This window comes from Streptomyces cyslabdanicus (assembly GCF_052663305.1).
The window spans coordinates 58,222-79,258 of sequence record NZ_JBQRUW010000039.1; the positions used below are offsets into that span (position 1 = coordinate 58,222).

General features: G+C 71.8%; 15 protein-coding genes. 3 read left to right on the forward strand and 12 right to left on the reverse strand.

Going from position 1 to position 21,037, the window contains the following annotated elements; translation table 11 throughout:
• Window positions 1-77 precede the first annotated feature (77 nt).
• A complete protein-coding gene (locus tag ACTYVM_RS22855) occupies window positions 78-2,918 on the reverse strand; it encodes a helix-turn-helix transcriptional regulator (protein ID WP_445527781.1) in 2,841 nt (946 codons plus the stop codon).
• Window positions 2,918-3,364 carry a MarR family winged helix-turn-helix transcriptional regulator gene (locus ACTYVM_RS22860; protein ID WP_445527729.1) on the reverse strand — a complete coding sequence of 149 codons (447 nt, stop codon included), beginning with the start codon at window positions 3,362-3,364 and terminating at the stop codon, window positions 2,918-2,920. The genes ACTYVM_RS22855 and ACTYVM_RS22860 overlap by 1 nt, the downstream gene beginning before the upstream one ends.
• Before the next feature lie 967 nt (window positions 3,365-4,331).
• Here ACTYVM_RS22860 and ACTYVM_RS22865 point away from each other — a divergent pair.
• On the forward strand, window positions 4,332-5,768 hold the full coding sequence (locus tag ACTYVM_RS22865; RefSeq protein ID WP_445527730.1) for a glycosyltransferase: 1,437 nt from the start codon (window positions 4,332-4,334) through the stop codon (window positions 5,766-5,768).
• Between the two features lie 148 nt (window positions 5,769-5,916).
• Here the strand turns inward: ACTYVM_RS22865 and ACTYVM_RS22870 are convergent, their stop codons facing one another.
• From ACTYVM_RS22870 to ACTYVM_RS22895, 6 genes are read right to left on the reverse strand one after another with little or no spacing between them, the layout of a single operon-like run.
• Entirely contained in the window at window positions 5,917-7,182 is a 1,266-nt protein-coding gene (locus tag ACTYVM_RS22870) for a cytochrome P450 family protein (RefSeq protein ID WP_445527731.1), read from the reverse strand.
• 46 nt (window positions 7,183-7,228) lie between these two features.
• Window positions 7,229-8,491: a cytochrome P450 gene (locus tag ACTYVM_RS22875; protein WP_445527732.1), complete on the reverse strand. Its 1,263-nt coding sequence runs from the start codon at window positions 8,489-8,491 to the stop codon at window positions 7,229-7,231.
• On the reverse strand, window positions 8,488-9,093 hold the full coding sequence (locus ACTYVM_RS22880; protein ID WP_445527733.1) for a GTP-binding protein: 606 nt from the start codon (window positions 9,091-9,093) through the stop codon (window positions 8,488-8,490). Before ACTYVM_RS22880 ends, ACTYVM_RS22875 begins: the two co-directional genes overlap by 4 nt.
• Window positions 9,071-9,430, reverse strand: coding sequence for a DUF742 domain-containing protein (locus tag ACTYVM_RS22885; RefSeq protein WP_445527734.1), 360 nt, complete (start codon window positions 9,428-9,430; stop codon window positions 9,071-9,073). Before ACTYVM_RS22885 ends, ACTYVM_RS22880 begins: the two co-directional genes overlap by 23 nt.
• Window positions 9,427-9,843 carry a roadblock/LC7 domain-containing protein gene (locus ACTYVM_RS22890; protein ID WP_400034991.1) on the reverse strand — a complete coding sequence of 139 codons (417 nt, stop codon included), beginning with the start codon at window positions 9,841-9,843 and terminating at the stop codon, window positions 9,427-9,429. The genes ACTYVM_RS22885 and ACTYVM_RS22890 overlap by 4 nt, the downstream gene beginning before the upstream one ends.
• 9 nt (window positions 9,844-9,852) lie before the next feature.
• Window positions 9,853-11,316, reverse strand: coding sequence for an ATP-binding protein (locus ACTYVM_RS22895; protein WP_445527735.1), 1,464 nt, complete (start codon window positions 11,314-11,316; stop codon window positions 9,853-9,855).
• 403 nt (window positions 11,317-11,719) lie between these two features.
• On the opposite strand from ACTYVM_RS22895, the gene ACTYVM_RS22900 reads away from it, so the two are divergent.
• A complete protein-coding gene (locus tag ACTYVM_RS22900) occupies window positions 11,720-12,493 on the forward strand; it encodes a polysaccharide deacetylase family protein (RefSeq protein ID WP_445527736.1) in 774 nt (257 codons plus the stop codon).
• 89 nt (window positions 12,494-12,582) lie between these two features.
• On the opposite strand, the gene ACTYVM_RS22905 is transcribed toward ACTYVM_RS22900, so the two are convergent.
• Together ACTYVM_RS22905 and ACTYVM_RS22910 are read right to left on the reverse strand one after the other, a co-directional pair.
• Window positions 12,583-14,859 carry a heavy metal translocating P-type ATPase gene (locus tag ACTYVM_RS22905; protein ID WP_445527737.1) on the reverse strand — a complete coding sequence of 759 codons (2,277 nt, stop codon included), beginning with the start codon at window positions 14,857-14,859 and terminating at the stop codon, window positions 12,583-12,585.
• A gap of 434 nt (window positions 14,860-15,293) precedes the next feature.
• Window positions 15,294-17,210: an ABC transporter ATP-binding protein gene (locus ACTYVM_RS22910; RefSeq protein WP_445527738.1), complete on the reverse strand. Its 1,917-nt coding sequence runs from the start codon at window positions 17,208-17,210 to the stop codon at window positions 15,294-15,296.
• Window positions 17,211-17,616: 406 nt separating this feature from the next.
• Here ACTYVM_RS22910 and ACTYVM_RS22915 point away from each other — a divergent pair, with 406 nt between their 5' ends.
• Window positions 17,617-19,089 carry an NUDIX domain-containing protein gene (locus tag ACTYVM_RS22915; protein ID WP_445527739.1) on the forward strand — a complete coding sequence of 491 codons (1,473 nt, stop codon included), beginning with the start codon at window positions 17,617-17,619 and terminating at the stop codon, window positions 19,087-19,089.
• Window positions 19,090-19,441: 352 nt separating this feature from the next.
• Here ACTYVM_RS22915 and ACTYVM_RS22920 read toward each other — a convergent pair whose 3' ends face one another.
• Window positions 19,442-19,909, reverse strand: coding sequence for a nuclear transport factor 2 family protein (locus ACTYVM_RS22920; RefSeq protein ID WP_445527740.1), 468 nt, complete (start codon window positions 19,907-19,909; stop codon window positions 19,442-19,444).
• 176 nt (window positions 19,910-20,085) lie between these two features.
• Entirely contained in the window at window positions 20,086-20,781 is a 696-nt protein-coding gene (locus tag ACTYVM_RS22925) for a Rossmann-fold NAD(P)-binding domain-containing protein (RefSeq protein WP_445527741.1), read from the reverse strand.
• Window positions 20,782-21,037 lie beyond the last annotated feature (256 nt).

Consider the following 21,037-nt stretch of genomic DNA (forward strand, 5'->3'; position numbering starts at 1 on the left):
CACCCTGTCCTCCTGCCCCCGTTCGTGTCTGCGGTGTGCGGGTCCCGGGCCGGGCGAACCCCCTTACGGACGAACCCTCACGCCCCTTCCAGCACCGGCCGGCCCGGCAGTGGCCAGGAGCGGCCGTGCAGGGTGCGCAGGGCGTCCACGAGCTGGTCGCGTCGGCGCACCCCGAGCTTTCGGTAGACATTGGTCAGATGTGACTCAACGGTGCGCACCGTGACGAACAGCCGTTGCGCGATCTGGCGGTTGCTGGCCCCGGACACCGCCAGCCCGGCCACTTTGAGTTCGGTGGTGGTGAGCAGGCCCCCGGTCGGCGCGTCGGCGGCGTGGCCCATGCGCCCTCCGGCGGAGAGCAGCAGGCTGCGGGCCGCCTCCGCCAGCGCGAGCGCCCCGCAGCCGCCCGCGATGCCGGCCGCCCTGCGCAGCCGCTCCCGGGCGCCGGCCTCGTCGCCGTGCACCAGAAGGGCCCGGCCCAGCGCGTACTCGGCGCGGGCGTACGCGGAGACCGCGGGCGACCGGGACAGTTCGTGGGCCGACTCGGCGAGCAGGTCGAGCCCGGCCCGGCCCGGTGTGAGGACGCCCGCCGCGAGCGCGGCGAGCCCGAGGGCGCGCGGCGTTCCCCAGCGCCGGGCGCGCTCGGCTCCCTGTTCGGCCAGTTCCCTGCCCTCCGCGGGCCGGATGGCCGCGAGGATCAGGCAGGTGTCCACCCACCACGGGGTGAGCACCGGGTTCAGCACACCGGCGGTCTCCTGCGCCGCGCCGCACTCGCGCAGCAGCCGCAGTGCCTGCCGGGGGTGGCCCCTCGCCCAGCGGGTGCGGGCGCGGGTGTGCAGATACAGCAGGCAGGCGAGGGCCGAGCCGTTGGCCTCGGCGCGGCCGATCCGCTCCAGCAGCCGCTCGGCCTGCTGCGGCTCGCCGCGGTCGACGAGCACCGAGGCCAGCACCGCTCGTGCGGTCACCAGCCGTGCCTCGCCGCCTGTCCGGCCCGCCGCGGCGATCGTCGAGCGGGCTTCCGCGGCGGCGTCGAGGACGGCACCGTCACGGTGCAGCAGGTGGGACCGCAGGGACCCGGCGAGCACCCGGACCCAGGCCGTCGGTTCGTCGCCCGCGCGCCGCAGCATGGTGTCCAGTGCGGTGTGCGCCTCCGTGGTCTCGTCGGCGAGGACGAGGGTGGCGGCGGCGGTGAACTGCAGCCACGGCGGCTGCTGGGGGGAGGGCGTGGCCAGCGCGCGTCGGGCGCCTTTCAGGGCCGCCTCCCGGGAGTGGCCGGCCAGCGCGGTGCGCAGGGCGGCGAGCGCCTCCGTCTGGTGCCGGTCGGTGCGCGGCCGGTACGACGCCGCCGCACCGCGGTGCTCCCGCGCCACCGCACCGGTCCCGCGCCGCCCCATGAGCAGCAGCACGGCCGCCACCTGGTCGGGCAGGTGCGGGGCGCGCTCGGGATCGGACTCCAGGGCGTCCCCGGCGGTCTCCAGGGCTCCCAGGATCTCGGCCCGGCAGACGGCGGGCAGCGGCACGGACAGGCATGCCATGGCGTACTGGACCGCGATCCCTGCTCGCGCGCGGGTGTCGGCCGCGCCGGCGAGTGCCGCGCGGAACAGCGGAACGGCGCTCAGGGGGTCGCCGGGTGCCACCGCGAGGGCCAGCCGCAGCCGGGTCTCCCCGTCGTCGGGCTCGGCCTCCAGCACCCGCCGCAGACAGCCGGCGGCCTCGGCGAAGGCGCCGCGCTGCTCGGCCCGGGCCGCGGCGTCCCGCAGCACCGCGGTCATCCAGGGTTCCAGGGCGCCGGGCAGCCGCGTCAGATGCCGGGCCACCTCTTCGGCGGGATGGCCGGCGTCGCTGAGCAACAGCGCGGCGCGGGCGTGCGTGTCGGCCGTCTGGGCGGTGGCGAGCGGTTCGAGCAGTGCGGTGCGTACGGTCTCGTGCACCGGCGCGGTGCCGTCGGGGGTGAGGGCTCCGGCGTGGCGCAGCACGGCGATCGCCTCGTCGGTCTGTGCGTGGTCCACCTCCGCCAGCACCGCGACGCGCTCCGGGGACCGCGCGCTCCCCAGCAACGCGATCGCCGTGGCGACCCTGCGGACCGCGGGGGGCTCGCGGTCGAGCACGCGCCGCACCGACCGGGCGACCATGCCGCCGCCGAGTTCCCAGGCCTGGCGTGCTCCGGCCTCGTCGGGAGCCGCGCCACGTCTTCTCAGCTCGCGCAGCAGGCATGCGGCGGTGCGCGGGTTGCCGCCGGTGACGGTGGCGGCGCGCTCGGCGAGTTCGGGGTGCACCCGCGTGCCGAAGACCTGTTCGGCGAGGGCGCGCACCGCGTCCGTACCGAGTGGCCCGAGGGGCCTCGCGGACACCGCGGGGTGGGCGAGGAGGTCCGCCCAGGCCCGGGGAGCACTCGGCTCGGTCCCCGAACTGCGGGCGAGGACCACCAGAAGTGGTTGGCCGGCCGCCCGCCGCAGCAGGAACTCCAGCCAGCGCAGGGAGTGTTCGTCGCAGTGGTGGGCGTCGTCGAGGGCGAGCAGCAGCGGCTGCCGCGCCGTGAGCCGCAGCACATGCCCGACGAGCCGGCGGAACATCGGGTAGGCGGGGGTGAGGGTGAACCGCTGGGTGCCGCCGGGTCCGGGCAGGAACACGGCCGGGTTGTCCGCGCCCGGTTCCGGCTCCGGGCGCTCCAGGGCCGCCGCGCCCGCCGGGGCGAACAGCGCCCTCAGCCCCGCGTAGGCTCCCGCGCCTCCGGCCGCCTCGCCGCAGTGCGCCCGCAGCACCGTCATGTCCCGGCACACGGGTGCGCGCAGCAGGGCGTCGAGGAGAGCGCTCTTGCCGTAGCCGGGCGGTGCGGTCAGGACCGCGCACCCCGTTTCGCCGCGGCACGCGGCGGCCGCCCGGGCGCCGAGTGCGGCCAGCTCGTGGTCGCGGCCGTGCATCACGTCGTACTCCGGAGGCGGTCGAGCAGGTGGTCCAGGGTCGCCAGGTCGTCCTCGCTGAACCGGGCGAAGGTGGCCCGCAGGTTGCGAACGTGTCCGGCGGCCGCCCGGGCGAGGACGTCGTACCCGGCGTCGGTGATGGCGGCGTAGGCGATCCGCCGGTCCGTGACGCAGGGGCAGCGTTCGACGTAGCCGGCCGCCTGGATCCGGTCGATCAGTCTGGTGACCCCGCCGGTGGTCAGGACGATCTGGTCGGCCAGCGCGCTCATGGTCAACTGCCCTCTTTCCGAACGGGCCAGCCGGATCAGGACCTCGAACCAGAGGTGCGGCAGGCCTACTTCCGTCCGCATGGCCGCACCCAGGCGCCGCTCGAGGTGGCTGCGGGTCTCCACCAGGCGGCCGTACGTCGCGACAAGGGGGTGGTCGATCAGGTCCGAGGAAGGCACGCAAAGATTCTATGCCAGAACAGTTGTCCAGTCAGCTATTGCCCCGTCAGAGGCATGCGATTCACCGAGCATCCAACCAACGGAATAGGATTGCGCACCGAGGGCCGCGTTCGTACGACTCAAGCTCTCACACCGGACACTCAACTTTGCAGTAGTCAACATTCTGCAACCGGTAGACGGTTGAATGCCGCGCGACGGACAGGCCCCCGAGGGCCGACCGGACTCGACAGGCGCCAACCCCCCTCTCCACCGAGGACCACGCCCCGGCGACACCTTGAATCGCGCCACCGACGCTCCCACGACGGCCGAGTCGGCGTGCGGAGCCGCCCACTCCTCGGACACACCGTCCCCGCGTCACCCCACCGCTGCCGCCCGTACGCTCGACACTAGGGAATTTCCGGCGCCGGGCGTGAGATCACTTGGGGAGGAGAAGCGCACCCCGGCCAGGAAGGGGCGGGAGTCCGGCGAGAACCGCGGGAGGGTCGGGCCACCCTCTGCCGCACTCGCGCCCCCGCACGCACCCATGCCCGAGAGGTACGGGTACGGCCGAACTCTACATGTTCCCGTTGGCAAATACTCTCGGACGAAATGCGCAATGCGCCAATTCGGTCCTCTCCAGACAGCGGAAGCACCGCCTTGCCGTGATGTCAAGAATAGGGGCCCGCCGAGCCGTGCCCGCTTCATGACCGAAATACACTTGGCCTGATTCCACACCCTTCCCCCGCCTTTCGGAAACCGCGCCTCCCCCTCCGCGCCACGGCGCTCCGAGGCAACCGGGCGCCGCCCCGCACGGCTCGCGCTCAGTCGGCTCTAGGGCTTTTCCGCACACCGCTCCGTGATCATGGGCGCGACGGGTCCGCCGACAGCCCCGTCCCGCGCCCGGCGGCCGGGACGCCGACCCCATGGGAGACCAGCGATGACCGGACGCCGTGAGCCGACTCCTCCCCTCAAGGGAGGAGGGGAGCACATGAGCCAGGCGCGGGGTGTGAGCCAGGAGTTCGGCAGCGTGCGCGCGCTCGACCCGGTCGCCCTCTCCGCCCGCCGCCCGATCCTGTTCGTCAGCCGTCCCGAGCGCGGCCTGCTGAACCCGCTGCTGGTGCTGGCCGGTGAACTCTCCCGCCAGGGCGTGGAGGACCTGTGGTTCGCCACCGACGAGCCCCGCAGGGAGGACGTGCGCAGGACGGCGCACCGCGCGCCGGTCCGGTTCGCCTCCCTCGGCGAGGCGATTCCGGAACTGTCCGCCGTGACCTGGCCCGACGACGTCTACCGGAAGGTCACGCAGCCCTCCCGGTTCCGGGCTCACCGCGCCGCCGTCAGGCAGTCCTACAGGCCCGCCCTCCAGGCCGGGAAGATCCGTCGGCTCCAGGAGATCGTCGACGAGGTCCGGCCGACGCTCGTGGTCGTGGACTGCACGAGCGGTTTCGCCGTGGACCTGGCGGTCGCACGAGGCATCCCCTTCGTGCTGAGTGTGCCGTTCCTGCCCAGCAAGGTGCTGGCCTCGCACAGTCCCTTCGCCAAGGGGCTCACCCCGCCCGGCTTCCCCGTCCCGCACTCGGGGCTGCCGCGCCGGATGAACCTGGCGCAGCGGGTGGCGAACGCACTGTTCAGGTTCCGTACCCTGGCCATGTTCCTCAACCCGGCCATGACCAGGGCGCGATCGGAGGACGCCCGGGTCCGCAAGAAGCTGGGCCTGCCGCCGCCCCACCCGATGACCCGGATCGAAAAGGCCGAGCTGGTGCTGTGCCACTCGGTCGCGGAGCTGGACTACCCGTGCGACATCCCGGAGAAGATGCGCCTCGTCGGCGCGGTGCTGCCGCCCCTGCCGGAGACCGCCGGAGACGATCCGGTGCGCACGTGGCTCGACGACCAGTCGTCCGTCGTCTACATGGGCTTCGGCACCATCACCCGGCTGACCCGGGAGCAGGTGGGCTCCCTGGTGGAGGTGGCCCGCCGGCTGGTCGGCGAACATCAGGTGCTGTGGAAGCTGCCCGCCGAACAGCAGCATCTGCTGCCGGCGGCCGACGAGTTGCCGGGCAACCTGCGCATCGAGAGCTGGGTGCCCTCGCAGCTCGACGTCCTCGCCCATCCCAGCGTCAAGGTGTTCTTCACGCACGGCGGCGGCAACGGCTTCCACGAGGGCCTCTACTTCGGCAAGCCGCTGGTCGTGCGCCCCCTGTGGGTGGACTGCCACGACCGGGCGGTACGCGGCCGGGACTTCAGGGTGAGCCTGACCCTCGACCACCCGGAGAGCATCGTCGCCGACGACGTCGTGGACAAACTCACCCGGGTGCTGAGCGAACCGTCCTTCCACGAGAACGCGGAACGGATCGGCGCGTTGCAGCGTGCCGCGGGCGGCCGGACGGCCGCCGCCGACCTCGTCCTCGGCCTTCCGGCCCTGGTCTGAGCTGACCGACCACTGCCTTCGGGCAGCCCGGGTCCCGCCCCCGACACCATCGAGGCACTGCCCGAGTTCACCCGTGGTGGCCGCCCGCCGCGGCGACCGCGGCGGAGTCCCGGTGGCCGGGTGCCCGCCGCGGTCGGGCGTCCGTCGGTCAGGCGCCGTCGGAGTTCGGCGTGCCCAGGTGGACGGGGAGGGCCTGCACCGAGTTGGAGAACATGGAGGGGACGGGGACGAGGTCGCCGGGGTCGACGGCGAGCGCCAGGTCGGGATAGCGGGCGAACAGCGCCGGCAGCGCGATGTTCGCCTCCAGCCGGGCCAGCGGCGCGCCCACGCAGACGTGCGGCCCGTGGCCGAACGAGAGGTGCCTGGCCTGGGCGCGGGTGAGGTCGAAGCGGTGCGCGTCCGGCCCGTGCTGGGCGCTGTCGCGCCCGACAGCGCTGTACGGGGCGAGGATGGCCTCGCCGGCGGGGATGGTGACGCCGGCGATCTCGATGTCCTCCAGGGGGTAGCGGGCCAGGAAGTTGCCGATCGGGGCGTCCCAGCGGAGGGTCTCCTCCACCACCGCCGACCAGACCGCGGCGTCGCCGCCGAGGGCGAGGGCACGCTGTTCGGGGTGGGTGAGCAGGGCCCGGACGGCGTTGGCCAGCAGGCTGAGGGTGGTCTCGTGGCCGGCGGCGACCATCACCCACAGCGTGCCGAGCAGTTCGTCGTCGCTGAGGGTGTCGGGCTCCTCCTCGCGGGCGGCGATGAGGGCACTGGTCAGGTCGTCCCCCGGCTCCTTGCGCCGCGCCTCGACGACCCGGTCGAGCAGCAGGTAGATGTCCCGCTGGGTGTTCAGCACCTCCTCCGGACTGGTGTCGGTGCGGAAGATGCTGTCGACCAGGGCGCGCATCTCGTCGCGCTCGTGCTCGGGCACGCCGACCAGCTCGCAGATCACCTGCATGGGCACCGGGTAGGCGAAGTGGTGGCGCAGGTCGACCGAGCCGTCCGGCAGGGCGTGCCCGGGCAGGGCGTCCAGCAGGCCCTCGGTGATCTCGACGATGCGCGGGCGCAGGGCCTGGACCCGCTGCGGGGTCAGGGTCTTGGTGACCAGTCTGCGCAGCCGGTGGTGCTCCGCGCCGTCGGCGGTCACCATGTTGGTGACCTTGACCATGCCGGTCAGGGGCCAGTCGTCGGCTATCTCGCCGTCGCGGATGGCGTTCCAGCGGTGCCAGTCCTTGCTGACCCGGGGGTCGGCCACCAGGTCGGCGAGGAGCTGGTGGTGGGTGACCGCCCAGGCGTGCACGCCGCCGGGCAGCTCGATACGGACGACGGGGCCGAGCTCACGCAGTCGGGCGGCCTCGCCGTGGTGGTCGGAGCCGGTCGGGTCGAGGCGGACCAAGGGCACCTGGTGGGCGGAGACGTCCTGGGCGGTCATGCACTACCTCCGGTGGTGTGCTGCGGTCTGACGGTACGAAAGATGATCATGTCCTACGGGCCGGGGCCGGGGACAGGGGCGGGGTGAAGGTCACCGGCAGGGAGACCGGGCAGCGGGTCCACGGCGAGGGGCGCAGGGCGATCTCGTCCGCGGGGACCTCCAGGTGGATGTCGGGCAGGTGGTGCAGGGCCGTCTCGACGGCGGTACGGGTGATCAGACGGGCGGGGATCCGGGCGGGGCAGGCGTGCGGGCCGGCGCTCCAGGCCAGGTGGGACCGGTTTCCGGGCTCCGCCGAAGGGTCGCCGTCGTGGATGCGGGGATCACCGTTGGCGGCGGCCAGACCGAGGATCAGGGCATCGCCCTTGCGGATGCGCCGGCCGCCCAGCTCGGTGTCGCGCAGCGCGTAGCGGGCCGGCATGTGGGTCATGGGCGGGTGGCGCCACAGCACCTCGTCCAGGGCGTCGTCGATGCCCAGGCGCCCGCCGCGCATCCGTCCGGCGAAGCGCGGGTCGGTGAGCATCAGTTCCAGGGTGCGGGCGATCCAGATGGTGGTGGTCTCCTGCCCGGCGGAGATCATCACCACCATGGACTGGAGGACCTCGGGGTCGTCGCGCAGGTCGGGGTGGGCGAGGAACCCGGAGGTGAGGTCGTCGGTGGGTGCGCTGCGGCGGGCGTTCATGACGTCGGCGAGGATCTCCTCGAACCGGCGGTTGCCGGCCTGGGAGTCGTCGGCGGAGCCGAACAGGGCCGCCAGACCGGCCAGCAGCTCGTACCGCTCGTCCATGTCCAGGCCGAACAGGGCGGCGATGGCGAGCAGCGGAATGGACTGCGCGTACTCGGTCACCAGGTCGGCGCTGCCGCGGCCGGCGAAGTTGGCGATCAGGTCGGCGCACATCGCCTGGACCGACCGGCGCATCCGCCGCTGGTCGATCGCGCTGACCCCGTCGTCCAGCGGTCGGCGCAGCCGCCGGTGCTCCTCCTCGTCGGCTCCGATGACATTGGCCCGCCAGAACATCATCGGACCGAGCCCGGAGTCCGGGGCGACCACACCGGTCTGGAAGTCGCCCCAGTTGCGTGCGTCGCGGGAGTAGAGCCGCTCGTTGCGAGTGATGGTGAGCAGCTCCCGGTAGCCCATCACGAGCCAGGCGGCCACGCCGGGTTCCAGCTCCACCCGGGCGACGTCGCCCCACTCCTCGCGCAGCCGGCGGTAGACGCCGTGCGGATCGGCGGCCGCCGTCGCCTCGGACAGGGAGGTGAGCCCGGCCGTCGTGGTGCGGGCCGGGCAGCCCGGCGGGGGCGAGAGGGTCATGAGGCCGCCTTCCGCGCCTGGGAGAGGTCGCTCGCGTGCTGGACGAGGGCGATCAGCACATCCATCGCCTCGGTCCGGTCACGGGCGTCGCACTCCACGATCGGGGTCTCGGGCAGCAGGTCCATCGCCTGCCGCAGATCCTGCTCGCTGTGGCGCCGGGTGTCGGGGAAGCGGTTGACCGCCACGACGAACGGGGTGTCTCCGCGCAGTTCGAGCTGGTCGAGCACCTCGAAGCTGTCCTCGAGGCGGCGAGTGTCGACCAGGACCAGCACCCCCACAGCGCCCTCGGCGAGGCCCTCCCAGAGGTTCCAGAAGCGGCGCTGGCCCGGGGCGCCGAACAGGTACAGCACCAAGCGGTCGTTGAGGGTGATACGGCCGAAGTCCATCGCGACCGTGGTGGTGTGCTTGTCCGGCAGGCCGGCCAGGCGGTCCACCCCCGCGCCGGCCTCGGTCATGGTCTCCTCGGTGCGCAGCGGCCGGATCTCACTGACCGAGCCGACCAGGGTGGTCTTGCCCACGCCGAGGGCGCCGACGACGAGGACCTTCACCGGCTGCTGCACGGTTGGGGGCAGATAGCGGTCAGCGGAGCTTGCGAAGCCCATGCAGTACCTCTTCAAGGAGTGACGGGTCGGGGGAGGAGGCAGCGGGAATACCCGAACGCGCCTGCAGATGGCCGGAGTCCACCAGGTCGGACGCCAGGATCGTGACGATGCTCACCGGAAGCTCCAGGTGAGCGGCGGCCTCCGCCAGGGAGAGCAGCCGCGCGCACATCGTCAGTAACGCCCGGTCCTGGCGGCTGGCCGACACCGGCAGAGGCTTGTCCGGGTCGGCCAGCAACAGGGTGTCGACCCGCAGGGTGTTGCGGGTCGGCCGCGATCGTCCCCCGGTGAGCACGTACGGCCGCAAGGGGTCGTCCCGGTACTCGTGGGGGCTGCTCATGCCTGGGCTTCCTGGCGGGCCGGAGTCGCCAGCCCCCGCTCCCCGAGCTTGAGGACCTGGGCCTGCATCTGCTGCGCCACCAGGGCCGGGTCGACGACGGCCTCGGTGACCACCGCCAGGTGCGTGCCGGTGGCGGCGGAGCGGATGAACAGAAAGCCGCCGTCCCACTCGGTCATCTGCTGGCGCACCGCCTGGTTTCCGGAGCCGAACTCCTGCGCCAGGCTCTTGCCCAGGGACTGCAGGCCGGAGCAGGCCGCGGACAGCCGGTCGGCGGTCTCCTGGTCGGTGCGGTCGCACCAGGTCACCGGAAGCCCGTCCGAGCTCAGCACCACGACGTGCCGCACCCCCTGCACCGACGTGACGTCGGCGATCATCCAGCTCTGCTCCTGCGTCGTGCGCGGGTCCTGCGTCATCGCTCTTCCTCACTCCTGCGTGTTGTTACGGACGTTGTCGCCGGCGTCGCCGGTGGTGTCGTCCCCAGTCGGGTCCGCGCCTTGTCCCCCGTGGAAGAAGGCGCCCATCCAGTCCGCCGCCTGCCGCGGCGTCAGGGCCGGCGAGGCATCCGCCGGCCCCGCGACCGGGGAGTCGGCCTTCGGCGTGCCCCGCGGGGAGCGCCGCTGCGGAAGCCGCGACGGCGCGGTGCCCTCGCCGGCGGCTGCGTCGCGGGCCTCGGCGGTGTCGGGGGCGGGGTCGCGCGAGGGCTCGGGTGCCGCTGCGGGGCCACGCTGCTCCGGAAGCTGTGTGCCCGCCGGATCCAGGATCTCCACCATCGCGGCCGGAACCAGGGCCACGGCCCGCACCCCGCCGTACGGCGAGGGCAGCAGGTCCACACCGAACCCGTGGCGGCGGGCGTACTCGCCGACCACCGCGAGGCCCGTCTGCGGCACCTCGCCCACCTCGCCGACCCCCACCGGCCTGCGCCCCGAGGCCACTTCACGGGCCTTCGCCAACGAGTGCTCGTCCATGCCCACGCCGCCGTCGTCGATCTCGACCACGGCCCCCCGCTGCACGGAGCGCACCGTCACCGACACCGTGGTGCGCGGCGGCGAGGACTGCGTGGCGTTGGCCAGCAGCTCGGCGGTCAGGTGGATCAGCGGCTCGACCACCTGCGGCGCGGCCGCCACATCCGGGTCCCCCGCCACCTCCACCCGCTGGAAGGCGGTGATCCGGCCGGAGGCGGCCCGCACCACGTCCACCAGCGCCAACGGCTTCTGCCACTGCTGCCCCGGCCACTCCCGGCACAGCACCGCCAGGCTCTGCGCCAGCCGTGCCTGCTGGGCCGCGGAGTGGTCCACCGCCATGCTCGACTCCAGGACGTCGGCGTTCCCCGGGTGCCGGGCCGCCATCAGCGACGCCCCCTCCTGGATACGGTGCGCCGCCGCCTGGACCCGCCGGGCGAGGGCGACCACCGCCAGCCGCAGGGTCTCCTGCCGCTCCCGGTTCTCCTCGGCGGCCTCGGCCACCGCGGCGCGCACCCGCTCCACCTCCCGGGCGGCCTCCTCCTCGGCCTTGTCGCCGAAGTGCGCGGGAGGCACCGCTTCGTCGCTCAGCATCGCGGGCAGCTGCACCGTCACCAGGTTCTCGATCTCGGCGCGCAGCGCCTCGGACCGTTTGGCCGAGAGGGCGCGCCACTGGGCCTCGCGCTTCTGGATCTCCTTTCGGAGCCGAACGTTTTCAGCCATGGCGTCACGGTGCCGACGGCGCGCCCACTCCACGATCGCCAGCAGGACCAGGACCGCCGCGCCCCCCGTCGCGGCCCATTCGGTACGCGTTCCGCCGACGATCAGGGAGACGGCGGCGGCGCAGGCGGCGGCCGCGGCCAGGGCGACCGGCCACACAAGCCCGCCCGGGCGCTGATACGACGCGGGAGCTGGGGAGCGAGCCATGAAACACCCTCAAGACGAGTCGACAACGGGAAACGGGGACCATCGTTCGCGACCGCGTGTCAACGGCAGAGCCCGCCCCTGTGCCGGGACCACGGCTGAGAGGAAGGTGGAGGTTGCCTGCTCCGCCGTGATCACCGTGCGGGAGAAGCCTATAGCTCCGTACATGCCGTGGCCGGAACCAGTCGATCACACGTCGTAACGGGTGCAGCTGATTGGTGACTCTTCGTCAGAGGGCGCCGCACGGAACGACCGTGTGAGGACCGGGCCCCAGTTGTCCGCGAACTCCTCCGGAAGTGTCCGTGATCGGTAACGGACGCATCCGGCGGCCGTCACCCCTCGTCCTGCCAAGTGGTCGGAAGGCGACCGGCAATCGGCGAGGAACTGCGGGAAAGCGGGGCGGAACATGGCACGGCACGGCGGCGGGCGGGGCTGGTACGGCAAGGTGGCCGGGGCGGCCCTCGGGGTGACGGTCCTGGCCGCAGCTGCCTCGATGTGGACCGCGCAGGCCGGTTCCGTGGGCGGCTCGTTGCCTCGGGCGGCCGCGTCGGCCACGCCGGGCAGTGACGTCAAGCCGGTGGAGACATCCATCGCGCACGCCTCGGACAAGGGGGAGCGCGGCCTCAACCTCACCATCGACGACGGCCCTGACCCCGTGTGGACCCCTCAGGTGCTCGACGTGCTGCGGGAGTACGGCGTGAAGGCCACGTTCTGCATGGTGGGAACGCAGGCGCAGGCGCACCCGGACCTCGTGAGGAAGGTGGTCGCGGAGGGGCACCGGCTGTGCGACCACACGGTGTCGCACGACACCACCATGGACGCCAAGTCCCAGGCCTACCAGTCGCAGGAGATACTCGACGCCGAACGCGTGATCACCGAGGCGTCCGGGGGCGTACGGCCGATGTACTACCGGGCGCCCGGCGGGGCGTTCACCCCCTACAGCCGCAAGCTGGCGGCCTCCCGGGGCATGCGCCCGCTGGGCTGGAACGTGGATACCAAGGACTTCGAGCAGCCGGGCACGGACGCCATCGTCGCCACGGTCGAGCGGGAGCTGCCCAACGGGCCGACGCTCCTCTTCCACGACGCGGGAGGCGACCGCTCCCAGACCGTCGAGGCCCTGCGCCGGATCCTCCCCCAGCTCAAGGAACAGGGCTACTCCTTCGGCTTCCCCGTGCGCTGAGCCCCGCCCCTGCCGTCCGGGGCGGGTCCGCCCCGGACGGCAGCACGGCAGAACGGCCGACCGCTCACCCAACGGGGTTGCGTTCGCTCCTACTTGAACGACCGCAGGCGCAGGCTGTTGGTGACGACGAAGACCGAGGAGAAGGCCATCGCGGCCCCGGCGATCATCGGGTTGAGCATGCCGGCGGCAGCGAGCGGCAGGGCCGCGACGTTGTAGCCGAAGGCCCAGAAGAGGTTGCCCTTGATGGTGGCCAGGGTGGTGCGGGAGAGACGGATCGCGTCCGCCGCCACCCGCAGGTCGCCGCGTACGAGAGTGAGGTCGCCGGCCTCGATCGCCGCGTCGGTGCCGGTGCCCATGGCCAGGCCCAGGTCGGCGGTGGCGAGGGCGGCGGCGTCGTTGACGCCGTCGCCGACCATGGCGACCGTACGGCCCTCGGCCTGCAGCCGCTTGACCACGTCGACCTTGCCCTCGGGGAGGACGTCGGCGATGACCTCGTCGATGCCCACGGCCTTGGCGACCGACTCGGCGACGAGCCGGTTGTCGCCGGTCAGCAGGACGGGTGTCAGACCGAGCCCGCGCAGTTCGGCCACGGCTTCGGCGCTGGTCTCCTTGATGGCGTCGGCGACGGTGAGGACGCCGCGCGCCGCGCCGTCCCAGGCGACGGCGACCGCCGTACGCCCCTCGGCCTCCGCCACGGCCTTGGCCTCGGCCAGTTCCCGGGGCAGCTCGATGGCCCACTCGTGCAGGAGCTTCTCGCGCCCGACGAGTACGGCGTGGCCGTCGACGACGCCCTGGACGCCGAGGCCGGTGACGTTCTCGAAGCTCTCCGGCACGGGCAGGCCGCCGGCCCGGTCGGCCGCGCCCGCCGCGACGGCCCGCGCGATCGGGTGCTCCGAGGCGTTCTCCAACGCGCCCGCCAGCCACAGCAGTTCGCCTTCGTCCACGCCCGGGGCGGGGAACACGTCCTGGAGCCTCATCCGGCCGGTGGTCACCGTGCCGGTCTTGTCGAGGACCACGGTGTCGACCCGGCGGGTGGACTCCAGCACCTCGGGGCCCTTGATGAGGATGCCGAGCTGGGCACCCCGGCCGGTGCCGACCATCAGCGCGGTCGGCGTGGCCAGCCCGAGCGCGCACGGGCAGGCGATGATCAGGACGGCCACAGCGGCGGTGAAAGCGGCGGCCGCGTCGCCCGTGACGCCGAGCCAGACGCCGAGGGTGGCGGCGGCGATCAGCAGGACCGCGGGAACGAAGACGCCGGAGATCCGGTCGGCGAGCCGCTGGACCTCGGCCTTGCCGTTCTGCGCGTCCTCGACGAGCTGTGCCATGCGGGCGAGCTGGGTGTCCGCGCCGATGCGGGCCGCCTCGACGACGAGTCGGCCGCCGGCGTTGACGGTCGCGCCGGTCACCGCGTCGCCGACCGTCACGTCCACGGGCGCGGACTCGCCGGTCAGCATGGAGGCGTCGACCGCCGAGGCGCCCTCGACGACGGTGCCGTCGGTGGCGATCTTCTCACCGGGCCGTACGACGAAGCGGTCTCCTACCGCCAACTGCGCGACCGGGATGCGGACCTCCTTGCCGCCACGCAGTACCGAGACGTCCTTCGCGCCCAGTTCCAGCAGCGCGCGCAGCGCCGCACCCGCCTTGCGCTTGGACTTCGCCTCCAGGTAGCGCCCGGCGAGGATGAACGTGGTCACGCCGGCCGCGGCCTCCAAGTAGATGGAGGAGGAGCCGTCCGAACGGGAGATGGTGAACTCGAACCCGTGCCGCATGCCCGGCATCCCGGCCTGCCCGAAGAACAGCGCCCACAGCGACCAGCCCAGGGCGGCGAGGGTGCCGATGGAGACCAGTGTGTCCATGGTCGCGGCACCGTGCCGGGCGTTCGTCCAGGCGGCCCTGTGGAAGGGGAAGGCGCCCCAGACCACCACCGGGGCAGCCAGCGTCAGCGACAGCCACTGCCAGTTGTCGAACTGCAGGGGCGGGACCATCGCCATCAGGACGACGGGCACGCTGAGCAGCAGCGACACGTACAGACGCTGCCGCAGTGACAGCAGCTCGCCGTCCGCCGCCGAAGCGGCCCCACCCTCGCTCTCGGCGGTGGGGGCGGGCGGGGCCGGCTCCTCGGCGCTGTAGCCGGTCTTCTCGACTGTGGCGATGAGATCGGCGACGTCGACGCCAGCCGGGTACGAGACCTTCGCCTTCTCCGTGGCGAAGTTGACGGTCGCCGTGACCCCGTCCATGCGGTTGAGCTTCTTCTCGATGCGGGCGGCGCACGAGGCGCAGGTCATGCCACCGATGGAGAGCTCGACCTCATGGGCGGGCGCCAGTGCCGCGCCGGATGAAACCTTCTCGGAAACCGTGCTGGTCATGGGCGTATCTCCTGGGGAAGTCCGGAACGTGCAGCGTCCGTATCAGCGGAGCGACACGTCCCGGCGCGGGGAGGTGTTGCGCGTTGCCGGGCCACAAGCCCGACGGCGCGCTCAGAGACGGCCGGCGAACTCGTAGCCCGCCTCGTCGACGGCGGCGCGCACGGCCTCCTCGTCGAGCGTGACGGCAAGGGCGCAGGAGCCGGACTTCGTCTCGATGGTCAAGGCTTCTCCCTCGAGGTGTGGATGCGTGGGTCATCGGCGGGAGAGGCGCGGTTTCCGGCCCCTCCCGACCGATGACAACACCATACCCCCTAGGGGTATTCCCCTCGGCGCGGCACTGCCGGCGGCGGGGCAAGCGGACAGACATACCCGCACGCGACGGACGTGTCAGCGTGACGCCGCCCGCGGTCGAGGACGGCCGGGAACCGACTCGGTCACGAGGAGCCGGTGCCCGTACGAGCGCGCGGCGGCGTCCTGCGGCTCCCGCCCGGCACCGGGTCCACCGGTCCGGGCAGCCCGCCGGGACCGGCTTCCGGGACCGGGCGCCCGAGGGCCGACTCGGTGCTCTCGCCGAGGAAGCCCCCCGACTGGTGCTGCCACAGCTTGGCGTAGGCGCCGTCCGCCGCGAGCAGTTCCTCGTGGGTGCCCTGCTCGACGATGCTTCCGCGGTCGAGGACGACGAGACGGTCCATGCCGGCGACGGTGCTCAGGCGGTGGGCGACCACGAGGGCCGTACGTCCGTCCACCAACCGCCACAGGGCGTCCTGGACGAGAAGCTCGCTCTCCGAGTCCAGCGCGCTGGTCGCCTCGCCGAGCAGCAGGATCGGGGCGTCGCGCAGGATGGCCCTGGCGAGGGCGACGCGCTGGCGCTGGCCGCCCGAGAGTTTGACTCCCCGCTCCCCCACCAGGGTGGCGAACCCGTCGGGGAGTTGGTCGGTGAACTCCGTGACGTGCGCGGCCTCGGCCGCCGCGTGGATCTCCTCGTCGGTGGCGCCGGGCCGCGCGAAGGCGATGTTGTCCCGCAGGCTGCGGTGGAACATGGCGGGTTCCTGCGGGACGTAGGAAATCAGTGAGCGCAGGTCGGTCTGGCGCAGCCTGCTGATGTCCTGACCACCGATCAGGACGCGTCCGTCGTCGATGTCCGCCATCCGCAGCAGGAGCCGGGTGAGCGTGGTCTTGCCGCCTCCCGACCTGCCGACCAGACCGATCCGTGTGCCTGCGGGCACGTCCAGGTCGAGGCCCTGGAAAATCGGCTTCGCACCCGTGTGGGCGAACGTCACCGCCTCGAAGCGGATGCCCGTGTCCCGCGGTGCGAGCGGTTCGGGTTTCGTCGGGTCGAGCACGGTGGGCGGGTCCAGCAGCAGCTCCGTGAACTGCGCGGCCTCGGTCATCGAGCTTTCCAGACGCCGGTAGATCTGGTTGAACTCGAACATGATCTGCGTGGCGTTGGAGTAGTAGGTGAAAGCGACGACGATCTCCTCGACGCCCTGGCCCGAGCCGCCGAAGGCGACGGCGACCAGCAGACCCAGCACGTTGGTCAGCACGGACATGGGGGCGACCAGGGTGTCGACGCGCAGATTGCCGTAGTCCCACGACCTCAGCGTCAGGCGACGGGAGTCCGCGACACGGCTGCGATGTTCGTCGGCCTCCCGCCGCTCGGCCGCGAACGCCCGGATGGTCTCCATGTTCATGAGGCTGTCGGCGACATGGCCGGAGACCCGGGCGATCGCCGCCTCACGGTCGTTGACGAGGCGCTGCCGGCGGCGGATCAGAGGCGTCGCGACCAGCACGGTCAGCGCGATCATCACCAGAAGGCCGACGACGAGCAGCGGTTCGTAGCTCCACAGCACCACGGCACCGAACACCAGGGGGACGAGACTGCCCACGATCCGGTACGTCACCGTGTCGACGAAGTCCTCGAAGCGCTTGCCGAAGCTGAGCACCCGTTTGGTCAGGGAGCCGGCGAAGTTGTCGTGGAAGAACGCCGCGTCCTTGGCGAGGAGTTCGTTCATGCCGCTCACGTACAGGTGTTCCATGCCGAGCGCGTCCACGCGGTTCAGGCAGTGCTGCCCGATCCGCCACACGGCCTCGGCGAGCAGCAGCGTCACGCCGAAGCCCAGCACGTACGGCAGCGCCGAGCTGAAGGTGAGACCGCCGCCGGCGGCCTGCGCCGCCAGTTTGGCGATCAGCAGCGGGGCGACGTAGCGGATGCCGATGTTGCCCACGGCCGGCAGCAGCAGCGCGGGCAGGGCCAGCAGTCGTAGTCGCAGAAGTTCCTGACCGTAGCGGCGTAGTGCCAGAACGACCGCGCTCCTGCCCGGCGTCGGCCCTGGCGAATCTGTTGTCCCCATCACACTCCCGGAGGTTCGGAAGTCGGAAGTCTCCCGTCCGCGAAGCTGCTCAGTCCAGGCATTTACCGCGGACTGGCGAGAACCGGACACGAACGCCGGCCGAACGATCACGTCGGGAAAGTGGACGGCTTCTGAGGGTGTGTGACGTCGGGGGCGTCCTGGCGACCGCCGTCAAGTCGGCATCCACTCCGGCGACCACGACGACACCAGCCACCGTGCGCCGCGCTGCCCGACTCGATCGTCGGCCACACCCGCGCCGCCCTGGAAGCCGTCCAACGCGGTTCCCCATACTGCGCAAGGGGCCGGCTCCGACCACCACGACCGGCACCCCAGGCCGGCCGGGACCGCGCAGATCCGGCCGGCCCGCCCGTGCAGTGCCTGACCAGACCAGACAGGGAGGTACCTCGTGTTCACCACGCAGGACGAATGGAACACCAGTTACGCCGACGGTCGCCGATATCGCCCGCTCGGCGACGCCGAGCGGGCGCTGATCGCCGAGCACGTTCCGGCCCCTGCCGGCGGCCAGGCCCTCGACGTCGGTTGCGGCACCGGGGAACTCGCCGCGTTCCTGGCCACCCTGGGCTACAGCGTCGACGCCGTCGACTGGGCCGACAACGCCCTCGCCGAAGCCGCCGCCACCCACCCGGCCGCAGCCCGATGGCTGCGCCTGGACATCGAGGGCGATGACCACGCCCAGCTCCATGCCGGCGGCTACGACCTCATCAGCCTCCGGCTGCTGTACCCGTTCCTGACGCACCGCGACCGCACCCTCCAGGCCCTCGGCCGGCGGCTGCGCCCCGGTGGCGCGCTCGCAGTCATCACCCCGCTCGCCGCCCACACCCCAGCCGAGCGCCGCGACATCGCGCTCGACGAGGGCGACATCGCCCGCCTCCAGTCCGGCTGGCCGAAGGCCGAGCGGTACGACAGCGAGGGCCTCGCCCTGGTGGTGCTCCGCGGGGAGACCCGCATGAACGGACAGGGCGCCGCGGCACCGACGTCCCCTCCTGCGGCCCGCGAGCCCACCTCCGTGGTGGAGCGAGGGGCCGCAGAGCACCACATGCACCTGCTGCCTCGCTACTACGACCAGGTGGAGGCCGGACGCAAGACCATCGAGGTGCGCGTGGGCACTCCTGCCAAGCAGGCGATCAAGGAGGGCGACACACTCGTCTTCCATCACCGCGACAGCGGTCGGGAAGTCGACGTCATCGCCGGCCGGACGACCCCGTACGCCTGCTTCGAGGAACTGCTCGACGCGCACGGCCCGCAGCGCATCGACCCCGATGCCACGAGGGCGGAGCTGCTGCACGCGCTTCGCGGCATCTACCCGCCGGGCAGGGAGGACCTCGGCGTCCTGGCGATCGAGTTCGATCACCGGCCCGGTCGCCGAGGCCACCCGCTTGCGATGACGACGGCCGAATACGTCAAGACCGTGCCGCACCACACCGCCTACGGCTGCCTGTACATCCGCGACGAGGACGACCGTCCCGTGCAACTGCGCTCGGTCTACGGCAACCGGCTCTGGCAGTTTCCCGGTGGAAACACCGACACCGGCGAGGACCCCCTGGAGACCGCACGCCGCGAAGCGGCCGAGGAAACCGGACTCGATCTGAGCCAGGACCAGCCGCGTCTGCTGCTCACGCACTACCTCCACCCCGGCCCGCACTGGCCGATGGGCAAGATCGGCTTCATCTTCGACGGCGGCAACCTCACCATGGAGCAACTTCGCCGCATCCGCCTCGACCCGGGAGAGCACGACATGTGGGCCGTCCACGACCTCGCCCAGTGGCGGCGCCTCATGGGTGAAGTGCCCTTCGCCCGCCTGGAGGCCACCGAGCGCGCCCGCACCGGCGACGGTCCGCACTACCTCGTCGGCGGCTAAGCCTCGATCCACCGACATGCTCTGAAGGTGATCTCTTGATCGTTTGGTGAGTGGATTTCGGTCGGTAGTGGTGGGTGGGCAGATTGCTTCTGCTGGTCTGCCCAGCTTTTCCACGGGTTCGGTTCCGGTCGGGCCCTGGCGGGCGGGGTGGTCAGGGGATCAGGCGGGTGTGGGTGGGTCGTGGACGGTGTCGAAGAGGTGTGTCCAGGCGTGCTGCCAGGGCCAGTTGTGTGGCAGGTGCAGGGTGATGCGTCGTGCGGAGCGGCTCCCATCATCGCAGGTCAGCAGGCACCTCTTCGCGTTTCCTCATCCACAGGACGCGAGTCACTCGGCGGATCGAGGCTAAGCTGAGTCAGGCGGCGGAGGGCCGCGTCTCGGTCCAGTCGACCATCAGTCTGCGTTCGGCGAACAGCCACCCGCTGTCCTGCTTGACGAGTTCGTCGAGATAGCGGATAGAGGCGATCATCAACGTACGCTGCCCGTCCTCACCCACCGACAGGTGATACGCCAGGCAATAGCTCTCGGCCGTTGCCCGGACTCCGTCCAGCGAAACCGTGCTCTGCCCGTTGAAGTGAGTAGTGGTCTCGTAAGTGTTCAGATTGTCGAAGACCGGGGCCAGCGAGTCGCGGCCGTGCAGCTCCTGAGTCGGCACGGCAGCCGTGGCGTCCATGAACACGAGGAAGCGGGTGTCGGCAGTGAAGAGCGCCATCTGACCCTTCGCGTCGCGGCGGTCCGCGCAGTGGGCATAGGCGTCGATCAGTTCACGGATGGCCAGCCGGTCGGCGGTCTCCTGGGGCGATATGGCGGAATGGAATGCCATGTCGTTCTCCTTCGAGTAACTATTTGACGGATGGATACATAAGTCGCGTCGGCGTCATGGCAATCGGCATCAGCGTCTCCGTAGACGTGAGGATCGAGGAGCCGAAGTCACTGGAGCGTACGGCTGGCAAGCTCTGCCGGATCGTGGGTTTGGGGCGCCAGCGAAGTGGCGGTCGATCACCCTGTCTTCGTCGCGACGGCCCCGCTCCCGCCGCCCAGCCGGTTGATTTCCGGGCTGTACAGGATCCGCTGCTCGACCGCTCCGGGCCGGGTGACGGCGAGCATGGCGCGGCCGATGTGTTCGGTGGTTGTGGTGTGACGTGGAGCGAGGCGGTGCAGCAGCGGGTAGATCCAGGAGGTGAGGGCGTAGAGGACGCGGTACACGGGGGTCCTGGAAACTGCTCCGTGGCGGGGGCGAATATAGGCGGGGCGGAACATATACGCGTTCATTGGCATGGCCAGTAGATCGTTCTCGGTGCGGCCCTTGACACGGCCCCACATGCTCCGGCCGTGTTCGCTGCTGTCGGTGCCCTCTCCTGAGACATAGGTGAAGGTCAATCCGGGGTCGGACGCGGACACGGCACGCGCGGCAGCGAGGGTGTAGTCATAGGTGATGCGGGTGTACTCCGCCTCGTTGCGACCGGCCGAGGAGATGCCGAGGCAGTAGAAGGAGGCGTCGAGACCGACCAGCTGCCCGGAGATGGCGGACAGATCGGTGAAGTCCTGGTGGATGACTTCCATCAGCTTGGGATGGCTGACGCCCAGCGGGCTGCGGACCACCACCAGTACACGCGTGACGGCGGGGTCGAGGAGACAGGCGCGCAGTACGCCTTGTCCGATCATGCCGGACGCGCCGAAGATGACGACTTTCACGGGCAGACTCCAGGTAGAGGGTGAAGGTTCAGGTCCGCAACACCGCGGGGGCGGTCGCGACGACGGTGGAGCGCCGGCGCTCACGGTCGATGCCGGCGCCCACAGCGGGCGTGAGCGGGGTGTTACTCAGGAAAAGCAGAAGATGACGGGGAGGGCTCTGCGGGGCCTGTTCAGTCGGGACGGCGGGTTCGGCAGGGACGCAGGGAAGGTGACGAGCCGTTGGCTGTGGGGGGCCGGGCCGACCAGTGTGCGACGT